General features: G+C 64.6%; 17 protein-coding genes. 8 read left to right on the top strand and 9 right to left on the bottom strand.

Annotated features, from left to right (window positions below; all coding sequences use genetic code 11):
- The first annotated feature begins 28 nt into the window (after positions 1-28).
- The 3 genes from HS961_RS23150 to HS961_RS23140 all read left to right on the top strand — a co-directional run bounded on the left by HS961_RS23150 (position 29) and on the right by HS961_RS23140 (position 2,968).
- Positions 29-1,171, top strand: a complete 1,143-nt coding sequence (locus HS961_RS23150) for an acyl-CoA dehydrogenase family protein (RefSeq protein WP_182325743.1) — start codon at positions 29-31, stop codon at positions 1,169-1,171.
- A gap of 67 nt (positions 1,172-1,238) precedes the next feature.
- Positions 1,239-2,225, top strand: a complete 987-nt coding sequence (locus HS961_RS23145; protein WP_182325742.1) for a Bug family tripartite tricarboxylate transporter substrate binding protein — start codon at positions 1,239-1,241, stop codon at positions 2,223-2,225.
- 80 nt (positions 2,226-2,305) lie between these two features.
- Complete coding sequence (locus HS961_RS23140) at positions 2,306-2,968, top strand: response regulator (protein ID WP_133855887.1); 663 nt, start codon at positions 2,306-2,308, stop codon at positions 2,966-2,968.
- 46 nt (positions 2,969-3,014) lie between these two features.
- Here HS961_RS23140 and HS961_RS23135 read toward each other — a convergent pair whose 3' ends face one another.
- Positions 3,015-5,738 carry a PAS-domain containing protein gene (locus HS961_RS23135; RefSeq protein ID WP_182325741.1) on the bottom strand — a complete coding sequence of 908 codons (2,724 nt, stop codon included), beginning with the start codon at positions 5,736-5,738 and terminating at the stop codon, positions 3,015-3,017.
- Positions 5,739-5,892: 154 nt separating this feature from the next.
- Between HS961_RS23135 and HS961_RS23130 the strand changes: the two genes are divergently transcribed.
- Positions 5,893-7,236: a dicarboxylate/amino acid:cation symporter gene (locus HS961_RS23130; protein WP_182325740.1), complete on the top strand. Its 1,344-nt coding sequence runs from the start codon at positions 5,893-5,895 to the stop codon at positions 7,234-7,236.
- A 65-nt stretch (positions 7,237-7,301) separates the two neighbouring features.
- On the opposite strand, the gene HS961_RS23125 is transcribed toward HS961_RS23130, so the two are convergent.
- Both HS961_RS23125 and HS961_RS23120 read right to left on the bottom strand, forming a co-directional pair.
- Positions 7,302-8,168, bottom strand: a complete 867-nt coding sequence (locus HS961_RS23125) for a hypothetical protein (RefSeq protein ID WP_238347720.1) — start codon at positions 8,166-8,168, stop codon at positions 7,302-7,304.
- 70 nt (positions 8,169-8,238) lie between these two features.
- Positions 8,239-9,960, bottom strand: coding sequence for an FMN-binding glutamate synthase family protein (locus tag HS961_RS23120; RefSeq protein WP_182325739.1), 1,722 nt, complete (start codon positions 9,958-9,960; stop codon positions 8,239-8,241).
- A gap of 217 nt (positions 9,961-10,177) precedes the next feature.
- Here HS961_RS23120 and HS961_RS23115 point away from each other — a divergent pair, with 217 nt between their 5' ends.
- The 3 genes from HS961_RS23115 (at position 10,178) to HS961_RS23105 (ending at position 13,472) form a co-directional block, all read left to right on the top strand.
- Positions 10,178-10,987: a UPF0149 family protein gene (locus tag HS961_RS23115; RefSeq protein WP_182325738.1), complete on the top strand. Its 810-nt coding sequence runs from the start codon at positions 10,178-10,180 to the stop codon at positions 10,985-10,987.
- A gap of 139 nt (positions 10,988-11,126) precedes the next feature.
- A complete protein-coding gene (locus HS961_RS23110; protein WP_182325737.1) occupies positions 11,127-12,224 on the top strand; it encodes an SPFH and helix-turn-helix domain-containing protein in 1,098 nt (365 codons plus the stop codon).
- Between the two features lie 162 nt (positions 12,225-12,386).
- Positions 12,387-13,472, top strand: a complete 1,086-nt coding sequence (locus tag HS961_RS23105) for a zinc ribbon domain-containing protein (protein WP_182328407.1) — start codon at positions 12,387-12,389, stop codon at positions 13,470-13,472.
- A 44-nt stretch (positions 13,473-13,516) separates the two neighbouring features.
- Here HS961_RS23105 and HS961_RS23100 read toward each other — a convergent pair whose 3' ends face one another.
- The 6 genes from HS961_RS23100 to apaG all read right to left on the bottom strand — a co-directional run bounded on the left by HS961_RS23100 (position 13,517) and on the right by apaG (position 18,500).
- On the bottom strand, positions 13,517-13,753 hold the full coding sequence (locus HS961_RS23100; protein ID WP_182325736.1) for a glycine zipper domain-containing protein: 237 nt from the start codon (positions 13,751-13,753) through the stop codon (positions 13,517-13,519).
- A gap of 134 nt (positions 13,754-13,887) precedes the next feature.
- A complete protein-coding gene (locus tag HS961_RS23095) occupies positions 13,888-14,412 on the bottom strand; it encodes a CinA family protein (RefSeq protein WP_182325735.1) in 525 nt (174 codons plus the stop codon).
- Positions 14,409-14,882 (bottom strand): phosphatidylglycerophosphatase A, encoded by a 474-nt coding sequence (locus tag HS961_RS23090; protein WP_238347974.1) that lies wholly within the window; start codon positions 14,880-14,882, stop codon positions 14,409-14,411. Before HS961_RS23090 ends, HS961_RS23095 begins: the two co-directional genes overlap by 4 nt.
- A gap of 129 nt (positions 14,883-15,011) precedes the next feature.
- Positions 15,012-15,989, bottom strand: coding sequence for a thiamine-phosphate kinase (gene thiL, locus HS961_RS23085; protein WP_182328406.1), 978 nt, complete (start codon positions 15,987-15,989; stop codon positions 15,012-15,014).
- Between the two features lie 7 nt (positions 15,990-15,996).
- Entirely contained in the window at positions 15,997-18,090 is a 2,094-nt protein-coding gene (locus tag HS961_RS23080) for a site-specific recombinase (protein WP_182325733.1), read from the bottom strand.
- Positions 18,090-18,500: a Co2+/Mg2+ efflux protein ApaG gene (gene apaG, locus HS961_RS23075; RefSeq protein WP_182325732.1), complete on the bottom strand. Its 411-nt coding sequence runs from the start codon at positions 18,498-18,500 to the stop codon at positions 18,090-18,092. Before apaG ends, HS961_RS23080 begins: the two co-directional genes overlap by 1 nt.
- A gap of 50 nt (positions 18,501-18,550) precedes the next feature.
- Between apaG and rpe the strand changes: the two genes are divergently transcribed.
- Positions 18,551-19,231 carry a ribulose-phosphate 3-epimerase gene (rpe, locus tag HS961_RS23070; protein ID WP_182325731.1) on the top strand — a complete coding sequence of 227 codons (681 nt, stop codon included), beginning with the start codon at positions 18,551-18,553 and terminating at the stop codon, positions 19,229-19,231.
- Positions 19,232-19,308 lie beyond the last annotated feature (77 nt).

The raw sequence follows: 19,308 nt of genomic DNA, 5'->3' as shown, positions 1-19,308 counted from the left end.
ATTTATCTTTATTTCACCCCTGACAACCATGCAAGACCTGACCCAACGCAGCGTGTTCCGCGAAGACCATGTGCAGTTCCGTGACGCCGTCCGCCATTTCTTTGACAAGGAAATCGTGCCCTTCCATGCGCAGTGGGAGCGCGATGGCATCGTCCCCAAGGAGGTCTGGCGCAAGGCCGGCCGCGAGGGCCTGCTCAACACCATGCTGCCCGAGCCCTATGGCAGCGGCGGCGATTTTGGCCATGCCGCCGTGCTGATCGAGGAGATTGCCCGCACGGGTGCCAGCGGCCTGGGCTTTCCGCTGCACTCGGACATCGTTGCGCCCTATATCCATGCCTATGGCAATACCGCGCAAAAGGACCGCTGGCTCCCCAAGATGGCGGCGGGCGAGATGATTGGCGCGATTGCGATGACCGAGCCCGGCGCGGGCAGCGATCTCAAATCGGTGCGCACGACGGCCAAGCGCGACGGCGACCACTATGTGATCAATGGCGCCAAGACCTTTATCACCAATGGCATCAATGCCGAGATCGTCGTGGTGGTCTGCAAGACGGCGCCCGACCTGGGAGCCAAGGGCGTGTCGCTGATCGTCGTCGAAGACGGCACCCCCGGCTTTGCCAAAGGCCGCAAGCTGGAGAAGATCGGCCTGATGGCGCAGGACACCTCGGAGCTGTTCTTTGACAACGTGCGCGTGCCGGTAGACAACCTGCTGGGCGAAGAGAACATGGGCTTCAAGTACCTCATGCACGAGCTGGCGCAGGAGCGCCTGGTGGTGGCGGTGCGGGCTGCCATGTCGATCGAGGCCTTTTTGCAGAAGACCGTGGACTACACCCGCGAGCGCAAGGCCTTTGGCCAGACGGTGTTCGATTTCCAGAACACCCGCTTCAAGCTGGCCGAGGCCAAGGCCCAGGCGACGATGCTGCGCGTGTTTGTCGATGACTGCATGCGCCTGCACCTGACGCGCGACCTGACACCGGACCGCGCGGCCATGGTCAAGCTCAATGCCACGGCGCTGCAGAACAAGCTGCTCGACGAATTTTTGCAGCTGCACGGCGGCTACGGCTACATGACCGAGTACCAGGTCGGCCGGGCCTGGACCGATGCCCGCATTGGCCGCATCTACGGCGGCAGCGACGAGATCATGAAGGAAATCATTGCCCGAACGCTTTGACCATGACAACCGCCCGGAGCACGCCACAGAGCGCGCCAGCGGCATAACCAGCAATAGGAGACAAACCATGCAAAACCGACGCTCGGCCCTGGGCCGTGTACTCACCACTGCCGCCTGCGCTGCCCTGGTGCTTGCCACCGGCAGTGCCCTGGCCGCCGACAACTACCCCAGCAAGCCCATCCGGCTGGTGGTGCCCTACCCGGCAGGGGGTGGCACCGACATCATTGCCCGCTTGATGGGCACCCAGCTGTCGCAGCGCTGGGGCCAGCCGGTGATCGTGGACAACAAGCCCGGCGCCAGCGGCATGATGGGCAACGACCTGGTCGCCAAGGCGCCCGGCGATGGCTACACGGTGCTGCTGGGCATCACCGCGCTGGTGCAGATCCCCGCGCTGTACAAAAAGGTGCCTTACCAGCTAAGCGATCTGGCGCCGGTGTCGCAGGCGGTCAAGTCGGCCGATCTGGTGTTTGTGCCGCGCAGTTCGGGCATCACCAGCCTGCAGCAGTTCGTCGCCAAGGCCAAGGCCCAGCCGGGCAAGCTCAACTACGGCTCCTACGGCAATGCCACCTCGTCGCACCTGCATGGCGAGCAGCTCAAGCTCAAGGCCGGCATCGACATGGTCCACGTGCCCTACCAGGGCTCGGGCCCCGAGATGGCGGCCATGCTGGGCGGTCAGCTGGAGTCGGCCTTTATCGATGCGGCTGCTGCCTACCCGCATATCAAATCGGACAAGGTCAGCATCCTGGCGGTGACCGGCGCGCAGCGCCACCCGGCACTGCCCGATGTGCCGACCATGGCCGAGGCCGGCTACAGCGGCTTTGAGGCCAATGGCTGGTTTGGCTACTTTGTACCCGCCAGCACCCCGCAGCCGATTGTGGACAAGCTGGGCAATGAGCTGGCCGCCATCGTCAAGATGCCCGAGATCAGCAAGCGCCTGCTGGACATGGGCCTGATCCCCGTGGGCTCAACGCCTGCGGAGTTTAAACCGCTGCTGGCCCGCGATGCGGCGCACTGGAAATCGATTGTCGATGCGGCGAAAATCTCGATGGATTGAGGCACAAACAGCGGCGCGCTAGAGGGATTAGGGGGATCTGCGCTCCATGGAAACAGCCCAGCCATGGCAGACTATCGCCTATGTCCCCTCCCGCCTTGCTTGTTGCCGATGACCACCCCTTGTTTCGCGCTGCCGTGGTGCAGGTGATCCGGGGGCGCTTTGGCGCCTTTGAGGTGCTGGAGGCCTCCAGTGCCAGCTCGCTCAGTGCAGCGCTGGCGGCCCACCCCGGCATCGAGCTGGTGCTGCTTGATCTGACGATGCCGGGCACGCATGGTTTTTCGGCGCTGCTGCATGTGCGCGGCGCCTACCCGCAGCTGCCGGTGGTGGTCATCTCGTCCAACGACCACCCGCGCATCATCCGCCGCGCCCAGCAGTTTGGCGCCTCGGGCTTTATCTCCAAGGCTGCAGCGGCCGATGCGATCACCGCAGCGATCGAGGCGGTGCTGGAGGGCGATACCGTGTTCCCGTCGATGGCCGCTGAGCTGTCGCAAGAAGATGCCGAGCTGGCCGCACGCCTGGCACAGCTGACGCCCCACCAGTTCAAGACCCTGCTCTACCTGGCCGATGGCCTGCTCAACAAGCAGATTGCGCAGGAGATGGGCGTGACCGAACACACGGTGAAGGTGCATGTGACTGCCATCTTGAAAAAGCTCGGCTGCCACAGCCGCACCCAGGTTGCCGTGCTGGTGCGCAACCTGGAGGCGGATGGCGGTATGCCCACCGACGACTCAGCGCTGCCTTAGAGCCGCTAACACAACCCTTGATACGTCGTTGCCAAGCCTTGTCGTACTACTGTACTGCCTGCGGCTTGACGCCTAGTCTCAACCGCAAACCTTCGGTTTGCTGGGTCGTGTTACCGGCTCTTAGCAGCAGCTGGCCGACCAGCGCGCGCAGCGCGGCTGGCCGCGCAGGCTGCGTCAGCACCCCCCAACCCCAGGCACTGGCCTGCTGGCTGGCGGCATCCTGGTGGTCGGCATCCCTGCTGAGCCAGACGACGCCCGGCGTCTTGGGCCCGCAGGCCAGCAAGGCACGGATCGCCGCCGGTGTCGCATGTACCCCATCCACCACCACAAAGGCCGGCCAAGGGCTCTGGCCGCTTTGCGCTTGCGCCAAGGCCGCTTCGGCATCGGCATGCGGTGCCACCTGGCAGCCCCAGCGCTGCAGCAGTGGGGCTGCGGTGGTGATGGCGGCCTGACCAATGCACCAGGCGCTGGCGCCTTGCAGCGGTGCAGGGTTGCCACCCGCAGGCGCTGCCTCGGCAGGCTGGCGTGCTGACTCCTGGGCCAGGGCGGCCTGGCTCAACGGCACCTCCACCCAGAACACCGAGCCCCGGCCCAGGCTTGAGCGCAGCCCAATCGGGTGCTGCAGCAGGCGCCCCAGGCGGTCGACAATGGCGAGCCCCAGGCCGGCGCCGCGCTCATGCTGGCGGCCAGTCTCCAACCGCCGGAACTCTTCAAAAATCTCGCGGTGCAGGCTCTCGGGAATGCCCGGGCCCTGGTCATGCACCTCAATGCGCAGATGGCTGCCCACGCGGCGGCAGCCCAGCACGATGCGGCCCTGGCGGGTATAGCGGATGGCGTTGGACAGAAAGTTCTGCACGATGCGGCGCAGCAGCGCCTCGTCGCTGTGCACCATCGCGCGGCAGGGGATGAGCTGCAGCTGCAAACCATGGCCCTGGGCCAGCACGCCCAGGCTGCTGCCCAGCTGGGCCAGCATGGGCTGCAGCGCAAAGTCGCGGCGGTTCACCTCCAATTGGCCCGATTCCATGCGCGCGATATCGAGCAGGCTGTTCAAGATGTCGTCCTGCGAGGCCAGCGCGCCTTCCACATCGCTGGCCAGCTGCAAGGCTTTGTCGCCCTGTACATGCTGGCGCAGCAGCGACGCAAACACCCGCGCGGCATTCAGCGGCTGCAGCAGGTCATGTACGGCGGCGGCCACAAACTTGGATTTGTATCGGTTGGCCTGCTCGGCCTCGCGCTTGGCCTGGGCCAGGTCTTCGGTGCGGTCGGCAATGCGTTTTTCCAGCGCGTCGGCCAGGGAGCGCAGCTCCCGTGCCGCATTCTTGTAGCTGGTGATGTCGGCATAGCTAGTCACAAAGCCGCCATCGGGCAAGGGGTTGCCACGGATCTCCAGCACGGTGCCATCGGCCTTTTCGCTCTCGCGCGCATGGGGCTTGCCGCTGCGCAAAAACTGCATGCGCCGCTCGATGGCCTCGTCGATATCGCCCGAGCCCAGCAGGCCCCGGCGTGCGTTGTAGCGGTACAGCTCCTCAACGGACATGCCCACTTTCAACAGGCCCGCCGGCAGCCGGAACAGCTCCCGGTAGCGCGAGTTCCAGGCGACCAGGTTCAGCGCGGCATCGATCACCACCACGCCCTGGGGCAGGTGTTCCAGGCTAGGGCTGTGGCCGGCACCGGCCTGGTGGGCGGCGACCACGACGCCGTCCTGCGCGGTGCGCAGCTCTTGCGCATGCTGCTTCAAAAGCGCTTCCAGCTCCTCGCGGCTGCGCTGGCGCAATGCAGACAGGCGCTGGCGCTGGCGCGCATACAGCAGCAGCAGTGACAAGGCGAGCCAACTGCCCCCCGCCGCCGCAGCGGCCCACCAGGCAGATGCGACGCTGTTGTCCACATCGTGCAGGATGTGCAGCTGCCAGCCGGTGTCGGGCAAGGCCAGGCTTTGCCAGAGCTTGCGGCCCACGGCGGGGTCCTGCCACTGCACCAGCGCGCCGCCTTCGTCCAGCGGTTGCAGCTGCGTATAGCGCATGGTTCTGAGCGGCTGGCTGCGGTACTGCTGGGTGCGGTCCATCTCCTGCTGCGCACTGGCATCGATGGTCTTGAGCTTGCGGTAGCGCCAGTCCTCGTTGCTCGCCAGAAACACAACGCCATTGGCATCGCTGGCCAGCACGATGTCGGGGTTCTGGATCCATTCGCGCTCCAGCTCCAGCAGCACGATCTTGATCGCAATCAGGCCCAGCACCCGGTGCTGGCCGCCGGCATCGCTGGTGATGGCGCGCGAGAGGAAATAGCCGGCCTCGCCGGTGGTCATGCCGATGCCGTAGAAGCTGCCCTTGTCCTGGGCCAGTGCCAGCTTCACATAGGGCCGAAAGCTATAGTCCTCGCCCACATTGCTGGACGGCGTGCGCCAGTTGCTGGCGGCCAGCGCCACGCCCTGGGCATCGATCAAGGTGAGGGTGGAGGCCAGGCTGGCGCCATTGGCCTGTTCGAGCTTCTGGTTCAGGCGCCGCACCTGCTCCGGGCTTTGCGGGCTGCTCAGCGCCTCGCGCAGCTCGGCATCGAGGGCCAGCACATCGGGCAGCACCCGGTAGCGGTCCAGCCGCTGGCCCATGGCCTGGGCATACAGGCCCAGCTGGCGGTGGGCCTGCAGGTTTTCCTCGGCCAGGCTGTGCTGCAGCATCCACTGCCAGGCGCCCGCAGCGGCAGCCACGGTGCTGAGCAGCACGGCGCAGAAGGTCCACAGAGATTGCAGGGAACGGCGGGGAATGATCGGAAACATGTAACGGATGCCTAGGTAGTTTCCCTGGGTTTGGGTTTTCCGTAGCTCTGAGAAGGCGGGGCCTAATACTAATGTCTAATGGGCAATCTGTAAGGGCTGGGATACAAACGCGCCTCAGCGCACCGAGTTGGTGCCGAGATATTGGAGCCCCACCATGCAGATCGATACCACCGCCAGCCAGGTGCCCGTCAAGGCACCGCCTTTTTACCGGACTTTGTACTTCCAGGTGATTATCGGCATCACCATCGGTGTCTTGTTGGGGCATTTCGAGCCCCAATATGGTGCGGCGATGAAGCCCTTTGGCGATGCGTTCATCAAGCTGATCAAGATGATCATCGCGCCGGTGATTTTCCTGACCATTGTGACCGGCATTGCGAACATGACGCACCTGAGCACCGTGGGCCGTGTGTTCGGCAAGGCCATGGTGTACTTTCTGACCTTCTCGACCCTGGCGCTGATCGTGGGCCTGATCGTCGCCAATGTGATGCAGCCGGGCGCCGGCATGCACATCAATGTGGCCGATCTGGACCAGAAAGAAGTCAGCTCCTATGTGGCCAAGTCGCATGACATGACCCTGACCGGTTTTGTGATGGACATCATCCCCAAGACCCTGATCAGCCCCTTTGTCGGCGACAACATTCTGCAAGTGCTGCTGGTGGCCGTGCTGTTTGGCGTTTCGCTGGCCATGGTGGGTGAGAGCGGCAAGCCGGTGCTCAACCTGCTCGAATCGCTGACCAAGCCCGTCTTCAAGTTGGTCAACATTGTGATGAAGCTCGCTCCCATCGGCGCCTTTGGCGCGATGGCCTTCACGATCGGCAAGTTCGGTCTGGGCTCGCTGCTGAACCTGGCCGAGCTGGTCGCCACCTTCTACATCACCTCGCTGCTGTTTGTGCTGGTGATTCTGGGTGCCGTGGCCCGTGCCTGTGGTTTCTCGGTGCTCAAGCTGATCCGCTACCTCAAGGATGAGCTGCTGCTGGTGCTGGGCACCTCGTCGTCCGAATCGGCCCTGCCATCGCTGATGAGCAAGATGGAAAAAGCCGGTTGCAGCAAGTCCGTGGTGGGCCTGGTGGTTCCTACCGGCTACTCCTTCAACCTGGATGGCACCAATATCTACATGACCCTGGCTGCGCTGTTCATCGCCCAGGCGACCGACACCCACCTGACCCTGGGACACCAGATTGCGCTGCTGGTGGTGGCGATGTTGAGCTCCAAGGGCGCTGCAGGCGTGACCGGCGCGGGCTTTATCACCTTGGCTGCTACCTTGGCCGTGGTGCCGGAAGTGCCGGTGGCCGGCATGGCGCTGATCCTGGGCGTGGACCGTTTCATGTCCGAATGCCGCTCGCTGACCAACTTCATCGGCAATGCTGTGGCCACCGTGGTGGTGTCGCGCTGGGAAAACGCGCTGGACTACACCAAGCTCAATGCGGTGCTGAACAATGAGCCGGTGCTGGAGAACGTGCCCGTGCAGGTTCCGGTGGTGGATACCGCCAAGGGCTGATAAGGCCTCGCTCCAAACACAATGGCCTGCTGATGCAGGCCATTTTTTTGCGTGGTCGAGAGGCTTCAGTCCAGCGGACGCAGCAGGCCGACCATCGCCCGCAGGCGCAAGGTATCACGCCCCAGCTTGCGTTGGTTGGGCAGCTTGCCGACCCAGCGCATCTGCTGCACGGTGCGCTCCAGCGCGGCGCGCACGGCAGGATCGGTCTGCGCCAGCCAGGCATGCCAATCGGTGCGTGCGGCCTCCAAGGTGCCGGCATTTTGCAGGAACAGCGCGGTGGAATGGGCGTAGCACAGCGCATCTTTGACGATGCACAGCGCAGGCGGCAGAGTCGCCAGCGGGTCGTCTTCAAAATCGATATAGCCGATGACGCCATCGGGGCAGCGCACCATGTTGCGGGCAAAGGCCTGGCTCAGGCAGGTACCGCTGGCGTGCACGCGTTGCAGCGCGGCAAAGCCCTGCTGCCACAGCAGCAAGGTGTTGGCGGGGGCCTGCAGCGCGGCGGCTTCGATCTCGTCGCTGAGCGATGGCGTGTTGCCGCCGGGCAGGCCCAGGTGGCGCATCAGAAAGCCCTCGGGCGCATCGGCCAGCACCAGCGGCACGCGCAGGCCTCTTGCATGCAGATCGCGCAGGCGGCGCACTTCCGTCGCAATGGCGGCTTGCCCGCCGGGGTTGACGACGGGCTGCAGCACGGGTACATCCAGCAGGCGCGAGAGCAGGCCCAAGGCCCGGTAGCGCCAGGCGGCAATCGCCGGGCCGGCTTTTTTCAGCCAGACCGATTCACCCGGCAGCTCATAGCGCACGACGTTAAAGGCCTGGCTGGCCAGGTGCTGCTGCAAAAACGCGGCATAGTCCGGGCGCTCGTCCGGCAAGGCGCCCGGCAGCGCATCGGAGGGGGCAGGGGGCAGAGAAAAAGAAGCGGAATCGGTCATGCGCAAGCGGGGCGCACGCCGTAGCGGCCACTCCAGCAAAAGTCAAAACCTTGCATTATCTATCGTCCGCTCAACGCCCGCCCGCCGCCTGGGGCACCATGTCCTGGTGGTCGGCCGGGGCCGAGGGTTTGACATGGGGCTGCGCCAGCGGCTGGAAGCTCTCGGCGCTGGCCAGCGGCCAGTAGGTGCGGAAGACATCGTGCTGGTGTTCCAGATCGTTGAGCAAGGCGCCGGGACGCACCTGCAGCAGCAGGTTGGACAGCAGGCGCACCTCGGTGTCGCTGATGCGGCGCACGATGTGGTGGGCATTGAGCTCGCAGGGGTGCTTGAGGCCTGCGGCCTGCACCAGCTCCTGCAGCGCATGCAGGGTGCTTTTATGGAACTGGGCCACGCGCGTCGCCTTGTCGGGCACGACCAGCGCCTGCTGGCGCACACCATCTTGCGTGGTGACCCCGGTGGGGCAGTTGCCGGTGTGGCAGGTCTGGGCCTGGATGCAGCCCAGCGCCATCATGAAGCCCCGGCCGGCATTGCACCAGTCGGCGCCCAGCGCCATCATGCGGGTGATGTCAAACGCGGTGATGACCTTGCCGGCGGCGCCCAGCTTGATGCGGTCCCGCAGGTTCACACCGATCAAGGTGTTGTGTACCAAGAGCAGGCCTTCTTGCAGCGGCACACCGACGTGGTCGGTGAACTCGACCGGCGCTGCGCCAGTGCCGCCTTCGGCACCATCGACCACGATGAAATCCGGCGTGATGCCGGTCTTGAGCATGGCCTTGACGATGGCAAACCATTCCCAGGGGTGGCCCAGGCAGAACTTGAAGCCGGTGGGCTTACCACCGGAGAGTGTGCGCAGCCGGGCGATGAAATGCATCATCTCCTCGGGCGTGGAGAAGGCGCTGTGCCGGGCCGGCGAGATGCAGTCGATGCCCACCGGAATACCGCGCGCGGCCGCTATCTCGGGGGTGACCTTGGCGCCGGGCAGCACGCCGCCATGGCCGGGCTTGGCGCCCTGGCTGAGCTTGAGCTCGATCATCTTGACCTGGGGCTGGGTGGCGTTGGCGATGTAGCGCTCTTCGCTGAAGCTGCCGTCATCATTGCGGCAGCCAAAATAGCCCGAGGCCACCTCCCAGATCAGGTCGCCGCCATGCACGCGGTGGTGCTGGCTGATCGAGCCTTCGCCGGTGTCATGGGCAAAGCCGCCGATCTGCGCGCCCTTGTTCAGCGCCAGGATGGCATTGGCCGACAGCGCGCCAAAGCTCATCGCCGAGATGTTGAAGACGCTGGCATGGTAGGGCTGGGTGCAGGGCGAGGCCGACAGCGATGGCGCATCGGGCGAGCCACCGATCCAGACGCGGAAATCATGGCCGTCCAGCCGGGTGGGCGCCATCGAGTGGTTGATCCATTCGTAGCCGCGTGCGCCCACATCGATCAGGGTGCCAAAGGGGCGGTTGTCCGGATCGCCCTTGGCGCGTTGGTAGACCAGCGAGCGCTGGGCGCGCGAGAAGGGCAGGGCCTCGGTGTCGCTTTCGATAAAGTACTGGCGCATTTCCGGGCGGATGAACTCCAGAAAAAAGCGCATATGGCCGATCACCGGGTAGTTGCGCAAGATGGCATGGCGCGTCTGGCGGCGGTCGCGCAGGCCCAGCAGGCTGAGTGTGGCGCCGGCCAGCACGGCCAGCCACCACCAGGCGCTGCCTTGCATAACCAGCGCGACGATGCCGACCAGCAGCAGGAGCATGCACAGCACCATGACGGTGTAGCGTACGGGGAAAAGCTTGTGGAGGTGGTTCATGGGGGGCACTGTGCAGGTCAAGCCGGCCGGAGCGGCGCACAAATCCCAGGCCGCAGCATAGGCGCCCAGCTGGCGCTACACTGCAGGCCCTGCCTGGCGCAGCGGCCGTCTGCCTATTGCATTGTTGTTACAAAACCAGACCCATCATAGGGGCCGCGGGTGACATTGCAAGCACGCAGGGGTTTGAGCTGTGCGGCCCCCTATTGAGAGAGCTCCCATGACCCAGCCCCAAATTCCCGAAGGATTGAATGACGACCAGTTGACCGAGATCGACCAGATCCTGGAAGACATGCGCAGCCGCGCCGAAGAGATTCCCCAGTGGGAGTTTGCCGACGGTGTGCTGACGGCGCTGGTCTGCACCCGCCGCGCGGTGCCGGTGGAAGAGTACCTGCCGATGCTGGTGGGCGATGGCGAGCTGCTGGAGCGCGATGCCGACGGCAAGCTGCCACTGCTGCCGGCCTTCAAGGACCGCGCGCAGCAAGACCGTTTTCTGGAACTCTGGCAGATCCGCTGGAATGAGGTAACCGGCCAGCTCGACGCCGATGTGAAGAGCCTGGAAGAGGACGACACCTTCCAGCCCGATGCCATGGACATGCGCGGCGCCATTGCCAGCCTCCCCGAGGAAGAGCGCCAGGAGCTGGACGGCCAAGAGATTCCGTCGTTCGGCCAGGTCTGGGCGCTGGGCTTTATGTTTGCGGTGGAAAACTGGGAAGACGAATGGGCCGCACCGCGCGACAAGGAAGCCGCCCGCTGGCTGAATGACGCGCTGGAATCGGTGGTGGCCCTGACCGAGGACGACACCGGTACCCCCACCGTCTGCATGTACGACGAGAACGGCCCCGCGAGCACCAGCCAGGAGCGTGTGGAGACCTTTGGCGAAGCCATCTGGGCGGTGTATGACCTGCGCCAGATCTGGAAGAGCATGGGTCCGCGCCAGGCCACCATCGTCAAGGGCGAGGTGCCCGGCCGCAATGACCCCTGCTCTTGCGGCAGCGGCAAGAAGTTCAAGAAGTGCTGCGGTGCCTGATCGCGCGTCTTGAGCCTTCCCTCTGACAACAGCCGCTTTTGCGGCTGTTTTGCCGTGCGGGCCCCGATTGACATGGCCGCAAGCGGGCAGTGGCTCTAGAATGGCCTGGTTTTCATCCTCTTTTGGCCAAGGATCTCCGATGAACCTCATGAATATCATCACCAAGCAACTGATCGAGATCATCGAGTGGACCGATGACTCGCGCGACACCTTGTCGTACCGCTGGCCGGATGAAGACAAGGAAATCAAGAACGGCGCCCAGCTGATCGTGCGCGAATCGCAGCAGGTGCAGTTTGTCTCCGAAGGCCAGTTCGCCGACCTGTTCGGCCCCGGCCGCCACCAGCTGACGACGCAGAACATCCCGATTCTGTCGACCCTGCGCGGCTGGAAGTACGGCTTCAACTCGCCGTTCAAATGCGATGTTTACTACGTCAACACGCGCCTCTTCACCGGCAACAAATGGGGCACCTCCAACCCGGTGATGATGCGCGACAAGGACTTTGGCGTCGTGCGCCTGCGCGCTTTCGGCACCTATGACTTCCGCATCGTCGAGCCGGCCAAGTTCCTCAAGGAAGTGGCGGGCACGGACCAGAATTTCCGCCTCGACGAGTTTGCCGACACCATGCGTTCGCGCATTGTCAGCATCTTCAGCGAAGCGCTGGCCAAGGCCCAGGTGCCCGTGCTCGATGTGGCCCAGCGCTACACCGAGATGGGCGATGCGCTGCTGCAGCTGATCAACCCCGCCGTCACCGACAAGTACGGCCTGGAGATCACTAGCTTCCTGCTGGAAAACGTGTCGGTGCCGCCCGAGGTGGAGCAGGCCATCGACAAACGCTCGTCGATGAGCGCGATCGGCAACCTCAACGACTATGTGAAGTACCAGATGGGCCAGGCCATGGCCAATGGCGGCGAGGGTGCGGCAGCGGCCACCATCCCCGCGACGATGGCGATGGGCTTTGGCATGGCGCAGGAGATGATGAAGGGCATGCAGCAGCCGTCCGGTGGCGCTGCCAGCGACCCCTTCTCACCCGCTGCGGCACAGGCGGCGCAATCCGCGCCTGTGGCCCCCGCTGCAGGCGGCGTGCAGGTGCTGACGCCGGAGCAGGCCGCACAGGCGCTGGGCGTGACGGTGCAGGATGTCGTCACTGAGCTGGAATCGGGTGCCCTCAAGGGCCGCAAGATTGGCAGCGCCTGGCGCATCTCGCAGGAGTCGTTGAACGAGTTCCTGCGCGGCTAAGCGCGGTGACCGCGCATTCACCCGTGTTGGCGGGTGAATGCATCGCTGTTTCGGCCCCTGTATCGATCGCCCATGGTGCAGACCGGCTCTGCGCCGGCACTGAGTTTGACTGTGACATCCCCCACCCCCACCGCTGATCCCTTTGCGCCGCCACCGACCTCGATGGTGGCCAAGCATGTATGCCCCGAATGCGGCGGCAATCTGGAGTGGAATGCGAAGGCGCAGTCGCTCAAATGCCCGTACTGCGGCACGGAGGTGCCCTGGACCGAGGAGCAGCAACAGCAGTTGGGCGGCGATGTCGTCGAGCAGGACCTGGCGGCCGCGCTGGCCAACCCCCACAGCGGGCGCGGCTGGGGCGATGCCCGGCGCGAGTACCAGTGCCAGAACTGCCGGGCGATTTCGGTGTTTGTCGATGGCCGGGTCGCATCGCGCTGCGATTTTTGCGGCTCGCCCGCCATCCAGGCGCATGAGGAGCGCAACGACGCGATCACGCCCCAAAGCCTGCTGCCCTTCAAGGTGAGCGACGGCCAAGTGCGCGACCTGATCCGCAAATGGTATGGCAGCCGCTGGTTTGCGCCCAACAAGTTGAAGAATGCCGCGCTGACCGATACCCTGAAAGGCATCTACCTACCGTACTGGACCTTTGATGCCCATGTGCAGGCGCAGTGGCGGGCAGACGCCGGCTTTTATTACTACACCACCGAGCAGTACCGCGATGCGAATGGCAACATCAGCACGCGCCAGGTACGGCAGGTGCGCTGGGAGCCCGCATCGGGCAGCCTGCAACATTTCTTTGATGATGAGCTGGTGCCGGGCACGGTAGGCGTGCATGCCAGCCTGCTGCGCAAGGTGGAGCCCTTCCCGACGCGCAGCGATTTGAAACCCTATTCACCGGAGTTTGTGCGCGGCTGGACCGTGGAGCGCTACCAGGTCGATCTGGGTAAAGCCGCCAAAATTAACGAAGGGGATATGGACCAGCAGGTGGAAGCGCTGTGCGCCCGCCAAGTGCCTGGCGACACCTACCGCAACCTGCAGGTGCAACGCCAGTACCAGGGGCGCAGCTTCAAGCATGTGCTGGTACCTGTCTGGCTGGTGGGCTATACGTACGGCAGCAAAAGCTACCAGGTGCTTGCCAATGGCTACACCGGCCAGATAGCCGGTGAGCAACCCTATAGCTGGGTAAAAATACTGTTTACCGCGTTGGCGGTGTTGTTGGTGCTGGTGCTGCTGATGGCAGCGAGCCAGTAAGCGGCCTAAACGCGGAGGCCGCTTGGGCCCCCAACATTGAGTGCTTAACGGCGGCGGCGGTTGCCATCCATGTTATCGCCGACCTGGTTACCAAAATAGGCACCTGCGGCAGCACCGCCAATGGTGCCCAAGGTTGAGCCGAATACGGCATCACCCAACACACCACCGGCTACGGCGCCGACGCCGGTGCCGATCTGGGCATTAGTGGGATTGCTGGAGCAGGCGGTGAGGCCGCTCAGGGCCAGCACGACGGATGCAGCGGTGATTGCAAGTCTTTTCATCTCAATTCTCCTCGTTGGGCCTTATCGGCTGTCAGTCAAAATTGGCGTGGCAAACCGATTGCCATGACTGCAGTGTCGGCCATCTGTGGCCGGGCCTCCATCGGCGAAGACAAAGTGTGGGTGTCGGACAGCGCTTACCCGGCTGCGCCCTGCACCAGCGCCAGCAGGCGGCGCAGCGCATGCTGCACGGTGGCTTGGCGCACGGCGTGGCGGTCGCCGTCAAAACGCTGCATTTCGCTGTGCAGCTGGCCGGCCACCTGCCAGGCAAACCAGACGGTGCCCACCGGCTTGCTGGCGCTGCCGCCATCGGGGCCGGCCACACCGGTCACGGCCACGCTGACCTGGGCCTGCGACTGGGCAATGGCACCCTGGGCCATCGCGCGGGCCACCGGCTCGCTAACGGCGCCATGGGTGGCGATCAATGCCGCCGGTACATCCAGCATCGCGGATTTGGCGCGGTTGGAATAGGTGACAAAGCCGCAGTCCAGCCACTGGCTGGAGCCGGGCCGCTCGGTGCAGGCGCCTGCAATCAGGCCGCCGGTGCAGCTTTCGGCGGTGGCCATCAGCCAGCCTTTTTGGCCCAGGTGCTGGGCCAGCTCGGCCACGGTTTCTGGGATGGGCAGCCCATCTTTGGTCAGCAAGGCGGCGGTGGCGTTCATAGCAGATGTCTCCCGATGGCGATGACAAGCAAGGTGCAGAAAGCGGCGACCAGATCGTCCCAGATGATGCCCCATCCGCCGCCCCAGCCAAAGCCTTTGAAGCAGCGGTCCGCCCAGCGCACCGGCTGGGGTTTGACGGCATCGAAAAAGCGGAACAGCACAAAGGCCCCCAGCTGGCCCCAGAAGCCGGTGGGCATGACCAGCCAGAGAATGAGCCAGAAAGCGACCACCTCATCCCAGACGATGGCGCCGGGATCGGCCACCCCCAGGTTGCGCGCGGTGGCGGTGCAGGCCCACCAGCCCACCACGATGGAGCCGGCAATCACCCAGCCAATCGCCGCTGGCGTTAGCCACAGCTGCAGCACCAGGTAGGCCACCCAGGCCCAGAGCGTGCCGACCGTGCCGGGCGCGATGGGGCTCAAGCCGGAGCCAAAGCCCAGCGCCATCCAGTGCAGGGGGTTGCGCAGCATAAAGGCCCAGTTGGCGCGGCGGGGGGCTGCTGCGGCGCTGGGCGCGGAGGTCGAAAACGGCGTGTCGCTCATGCCCGCCATCATAAGCCTGCAGGCCGCTGCTGTGCAGGGCCGGCGGGCGTGGCGGACTCAGGCGCTGAAGTGGTCAAACGAGGCCCAGCGCTGCGCCATGGCCTGGCCTTGCGCATCGACCACGCGCAGACCGGGTTCAGCCGTGATGCGGCCTACGCAATGCACCGGCGTTTGCGCCGCGCGGCTGGCCTGTTGCACGGCATCGCGCTGGTGCGCAGCGGCGGTAAAGCAGAGCTCGTAGTCATCGCCACCTGCCAGGCAGCATTGCAGTTGCAGATCGCGGGGCAGGCTGAGGGCGACGCCGGGGCCGCCCGCGGTAGCTGCCATGCGTGCGATCACCTCATCGGCCTGCAGCTCGGCGCCGACCGCGCTGGCTTGCAGGATATGGCCCAGGTCGCCGACCAGACCATCGCTCAGGTCCAGCGCGCTGCTGGCAATGCCGCGCAGCGCGGTGCCCAGCGCTACGCGGGGGCTGGGGCTTTCCAGCCGCTGGCGGGCAGCGGCCAGCGCGGCTGGCGGTAGGTAGATGTGGCCGAGCAGTGCCTCCAGCGCCAGGCGGGCATCGCCCAGGTGGCCGCTGACGTAGATATCGTCGCCCGGCTGGGCGCCGCTGCGCAGCAGCGCCTGGCCGGCTGGCACCTCGCCAAACACGGTGATGCAGATGTTCAAGGGGCCCTGGGTGGTGTCGCCGCCCACCAGCTCGCAGCCATGGGCATCGGCCAAGGCAAACATGCCTTCAGAAAAGCCTTGCAGCCAGGGTGCATCGACGGAAGGCAGCGCCAGCGCCAAGCTGAAGGCCAGTGGCTGCGCGCCGGTAGCGGCCAGGTCGCTGAGGTTGACGGCCAGCGCCTTGTGGCCGAGGGTGCGCGGGTCCACATCGGCAAAAAAGTGGCGGCCCTGCACCAGCATGTCGGTAGAGATGGCCAGCTGCATGCCGGGCCGGGGGGCGAGCAGGGCGCAGTCATCACCAACACCCAACACGGCCCGCTGCACCGGGCGTTTGAAATACTGCGCAATCAGTGCGAACTCGCCCAGGGCCATGTCAGCGTCCTCCTGGCGTGCCGTCGCGGTTCAGGCGCAGCGGCAGCAAAAAGCTCAGCGGCCGGGTCAGCACCCGCTTGATGAGCGCCTTGTAGATATGCGAGCGCTCGACATTGCTGACGTTTTGCGCGCGCAGTGCCAGGCGGAACGCCAGGTAGAAGCTGACGAGGATATTGAGACCACCAAGGAAAGGCAGCGCCACCACGCAAAGCCAGAAGCCGTGGTAGTGCAGCACCTCCAACCCCATGCTGGTGGCGGCCGCGGCGATCTGGCCGGCGGCCAGGGTCACATGGCGGATGTCGATGGGCAGGCCAAAGAACTGCGCCAGCACCGGAATCAGGCCGAGCATGAAACCCAGCGAGATATTGGACGCAAAGCCCGATATGTTGCGGCGCATAAAGCCGGCCCAACGCGCTGCGCGCGCCTTGCCCAGAAAGCGGGTGATGCCGGGGTTGTAGCGGATGGCAGAGTCCATGTGGTGCAGCACGAACCAGTTCTCCGTCCAGCCGGCAATGATGCTGGAGGAGAACAGCAGCACGCCGGTAAACGCGGCATAGAACACCGAGGGGCCCAGCAAGGTCAACGATTGCAAGGTCTGCTCGGCCTCATGCTGGTCGATAAACGGTGTGCCGGTGGCACGGGCCCAGCCCCAGGTGAGCAGCAGCACCATCGGGAAGACGGTGAACACATTGCCCAGCACGGCGGCCACCTGGGAGCGCACCAGGTAGCTGACCTCGTCGACAAAGGAGGCAATGCCGGACTCGGTATCGCCCGATTCCTTGAGCTTGGCGGCCATGGCCGGGGCGGTCATCGCCGGCTGCTTGGTGGCGACGGTGAAGTGCAGCAGCTGGATCAGCACAAAGCTGAGCGCATAGTTGATGCCGGCAATAAAGCCGCCCCAGAAGGCGGAGATGGCGACCGCATGCAGCGCGAACTTGATCAAGGTGGTGAAGGCCATCACCAGGCCGCCACCGGCCGCCTTGCGCGCCATCTGTGCGTATTCGCGCTTGTCGCGGGTAATGTAGTGCTCGCCGGTTTCGGCACTGCGCTCGGCCACCTTGGAGGCCAGCAGGGACGAGTTGGACGAAATCAGCGCACGGATGCTTTGGCGTTCCAGGCCCACGGCGACCAGGTGGGCCAGCAGCTTGGCGGTGATGACCTTGGGGTTGGCCGACAGCAGGCAATCGAGCAGCTCCCGCACCCGCAGAATGCGCATGCGCAGCTGGCGCAGGCGGAACACAACGCCGACCGACACGCCGTTGTCTTCAAAATGCTCGTAGATGGAGGCGACGGCGGTGCGGCAGTCGTCCAGGCTGCGGCGCACGCTCTCCTCGGCCTCGGCCACATCGGCGGCCTTGGGGCTGTGGTGCAGCATCGCGCGGCGCAGCTCTTCCACGCCGCTGATGAGGCTGTAGAAGGGCTGGGTGTTCTTGGCGCTGCCGCTCATGCGCAAGCGCAGCTCGGGCGCAAAGCCAGCCGCCAGAATCTGGCCGGCGCAGTAGGTGATGGCATTGAGCACCAAATGCTGCCAGGGGGAGAGGCGGTTGCCGTAGTGCTCCAGGCCGACGATGCTGCCGGCATCCACATCGCTCTGCGCGATCTGGGTGGGGACGACCATCACCTCCAGCGACACAAAGCCGGGCGACAGCAGCTGGGCGATGCGCTCCAGCAGGGGCTTGTCCATGGCCTTGAGCCACTGGGCATCGAAGGGCGTGTGCAGCGCCATCGAGAACAGCACGGTGGCGTCAATCGTCTCGGGTGTGGAGGGCAGCAGCTTCCAGCGCAGGCGCTCGGCCATCTCGTTGAAGAAAGCGGTGCGCGGCGCAAAACCAAAATCGGCCAGCAGCGCGGTCAGGTCCACGGTTTGCAGCTGTACCGACCACCAGCGCTGCACTTTTTCCCGCAGGGCGGTATCGCCATCGATGGCGTCCAGCAGCTGGCTGACGCGTGCGACGGCGCCATCCACCGAGTTTTGCTGGCCACGAATCCAGGCAAAGATCTCGATGATCCAGAGATTGCGCTCAGCCAGCGGGGCATCGGGATCCAGCGCTGCGAGCAGTTGCGGCAGCGGATCTGGTTTTTTCTTGCGGAACATCAGTGCAGCACTCGTCCTTGGGCCAGGTCGTCGTCCTGCGGTGGGTACTGGGTGGCATCGAGCGTGAAGCGCGGGATCGGGCAGTCAAAGGTTTCCGCCTCTTCGCTGATGCACAGGTAGCTGCCTTCCATGCTGCCCTGGGCAGTGGCCAGGCGGCACTGGCTTTGGTATTCAAACGATTCGCCGGGCGAGAGCAAGGGCTGGTGGCCGACCACGCCCAGGCCCTTGACCTCCTGGACCAGACCGTTGGCGTCCTTGATGATCCAGTGGCGTGCAATCAGCTGTGCAGGCATCTGACCGCTGTTGTGAATGATGATGTTATAGACAAAGTGGAACACGCCGGCCTCGGGCATGGACTGCTCAGGCAGGTACTGCGGTGTCACCGACACCTCGAACTGGAACTTTGGCATGTGAAACTGGATTGAAGTCAGGTAGAAATACTAACTGCGACAATAGAGGGATGAGCTCCACCTACCGAATTGCCCCCTCGATCCTGTCTGCAGACTTTGCCCGCCTGGGCGAGGAAGTACGTAACGTACTGGCCGCTGGCGCCGACTGGATACATTTTGACGTAATGGACAACCACTACGTGCCCAATCTGACCTTCGGGCCCATGGTTTGCGCGGCTTTGAAGCCCCATGCCATCAAGCCTGACGGCACACCAGCCCCTATCGATGTGCACCTGATGGTGCAGCCGGTGGACGAGCTGGCAGCGGCCTTTGCGCAGGCAGGCGCCGACTATATCAGCTTCCACCCCGACGCATCGGCCCATGCGCACCGCAGCATCCAGGCCATCAAGTCACAGGGCTGCAAGGCCGGCCTTGTGTTCAACCCGGCGATGCCGCTGGACGTGCTGGACTGGGTGATCGAGGACATCGACCTGATCTTGCTGATGAGCGTCAACCCCGGTTTTGGCGGCCAGAGCTTCATCGACTCGACCCTGCGCAAGATCGAAGCGACGCGCAAACGCATCGAAGCCAGCGGCAAGGACATCCGCCTGGAAGTCGACGGCGGCATCAAGGAAAGCAATATCCGCCGCGTGGCGGATGCCGGTGCCGACACCTTTGTGGCGGGCAGTGCGATTTTTGGCAAGACCGATTACAAGGCGGTGATTGACCAGATGCGGGTGGCGCTGGGGTGATGCGCTGCTAAACGGCATTGGCCGCCGGCTGTACGCAGCGTCGAAAAAGCAAAACCGCAGCCTGGCTGCGGTTTTTT

The organism is Comamonas piscis, assembly GCF_014109725.1.
GTDB classification, from domain to species: domain Bacteria; phylum Pseudomonadota; class Gammaproteobacteria; order Burkholderiales; family Burkholderiaceae_C; genus Comamonas; species Comamonas piscis.
This window is presented reverse-complemented; position numbering and strand designations above follow the sequence as displayed.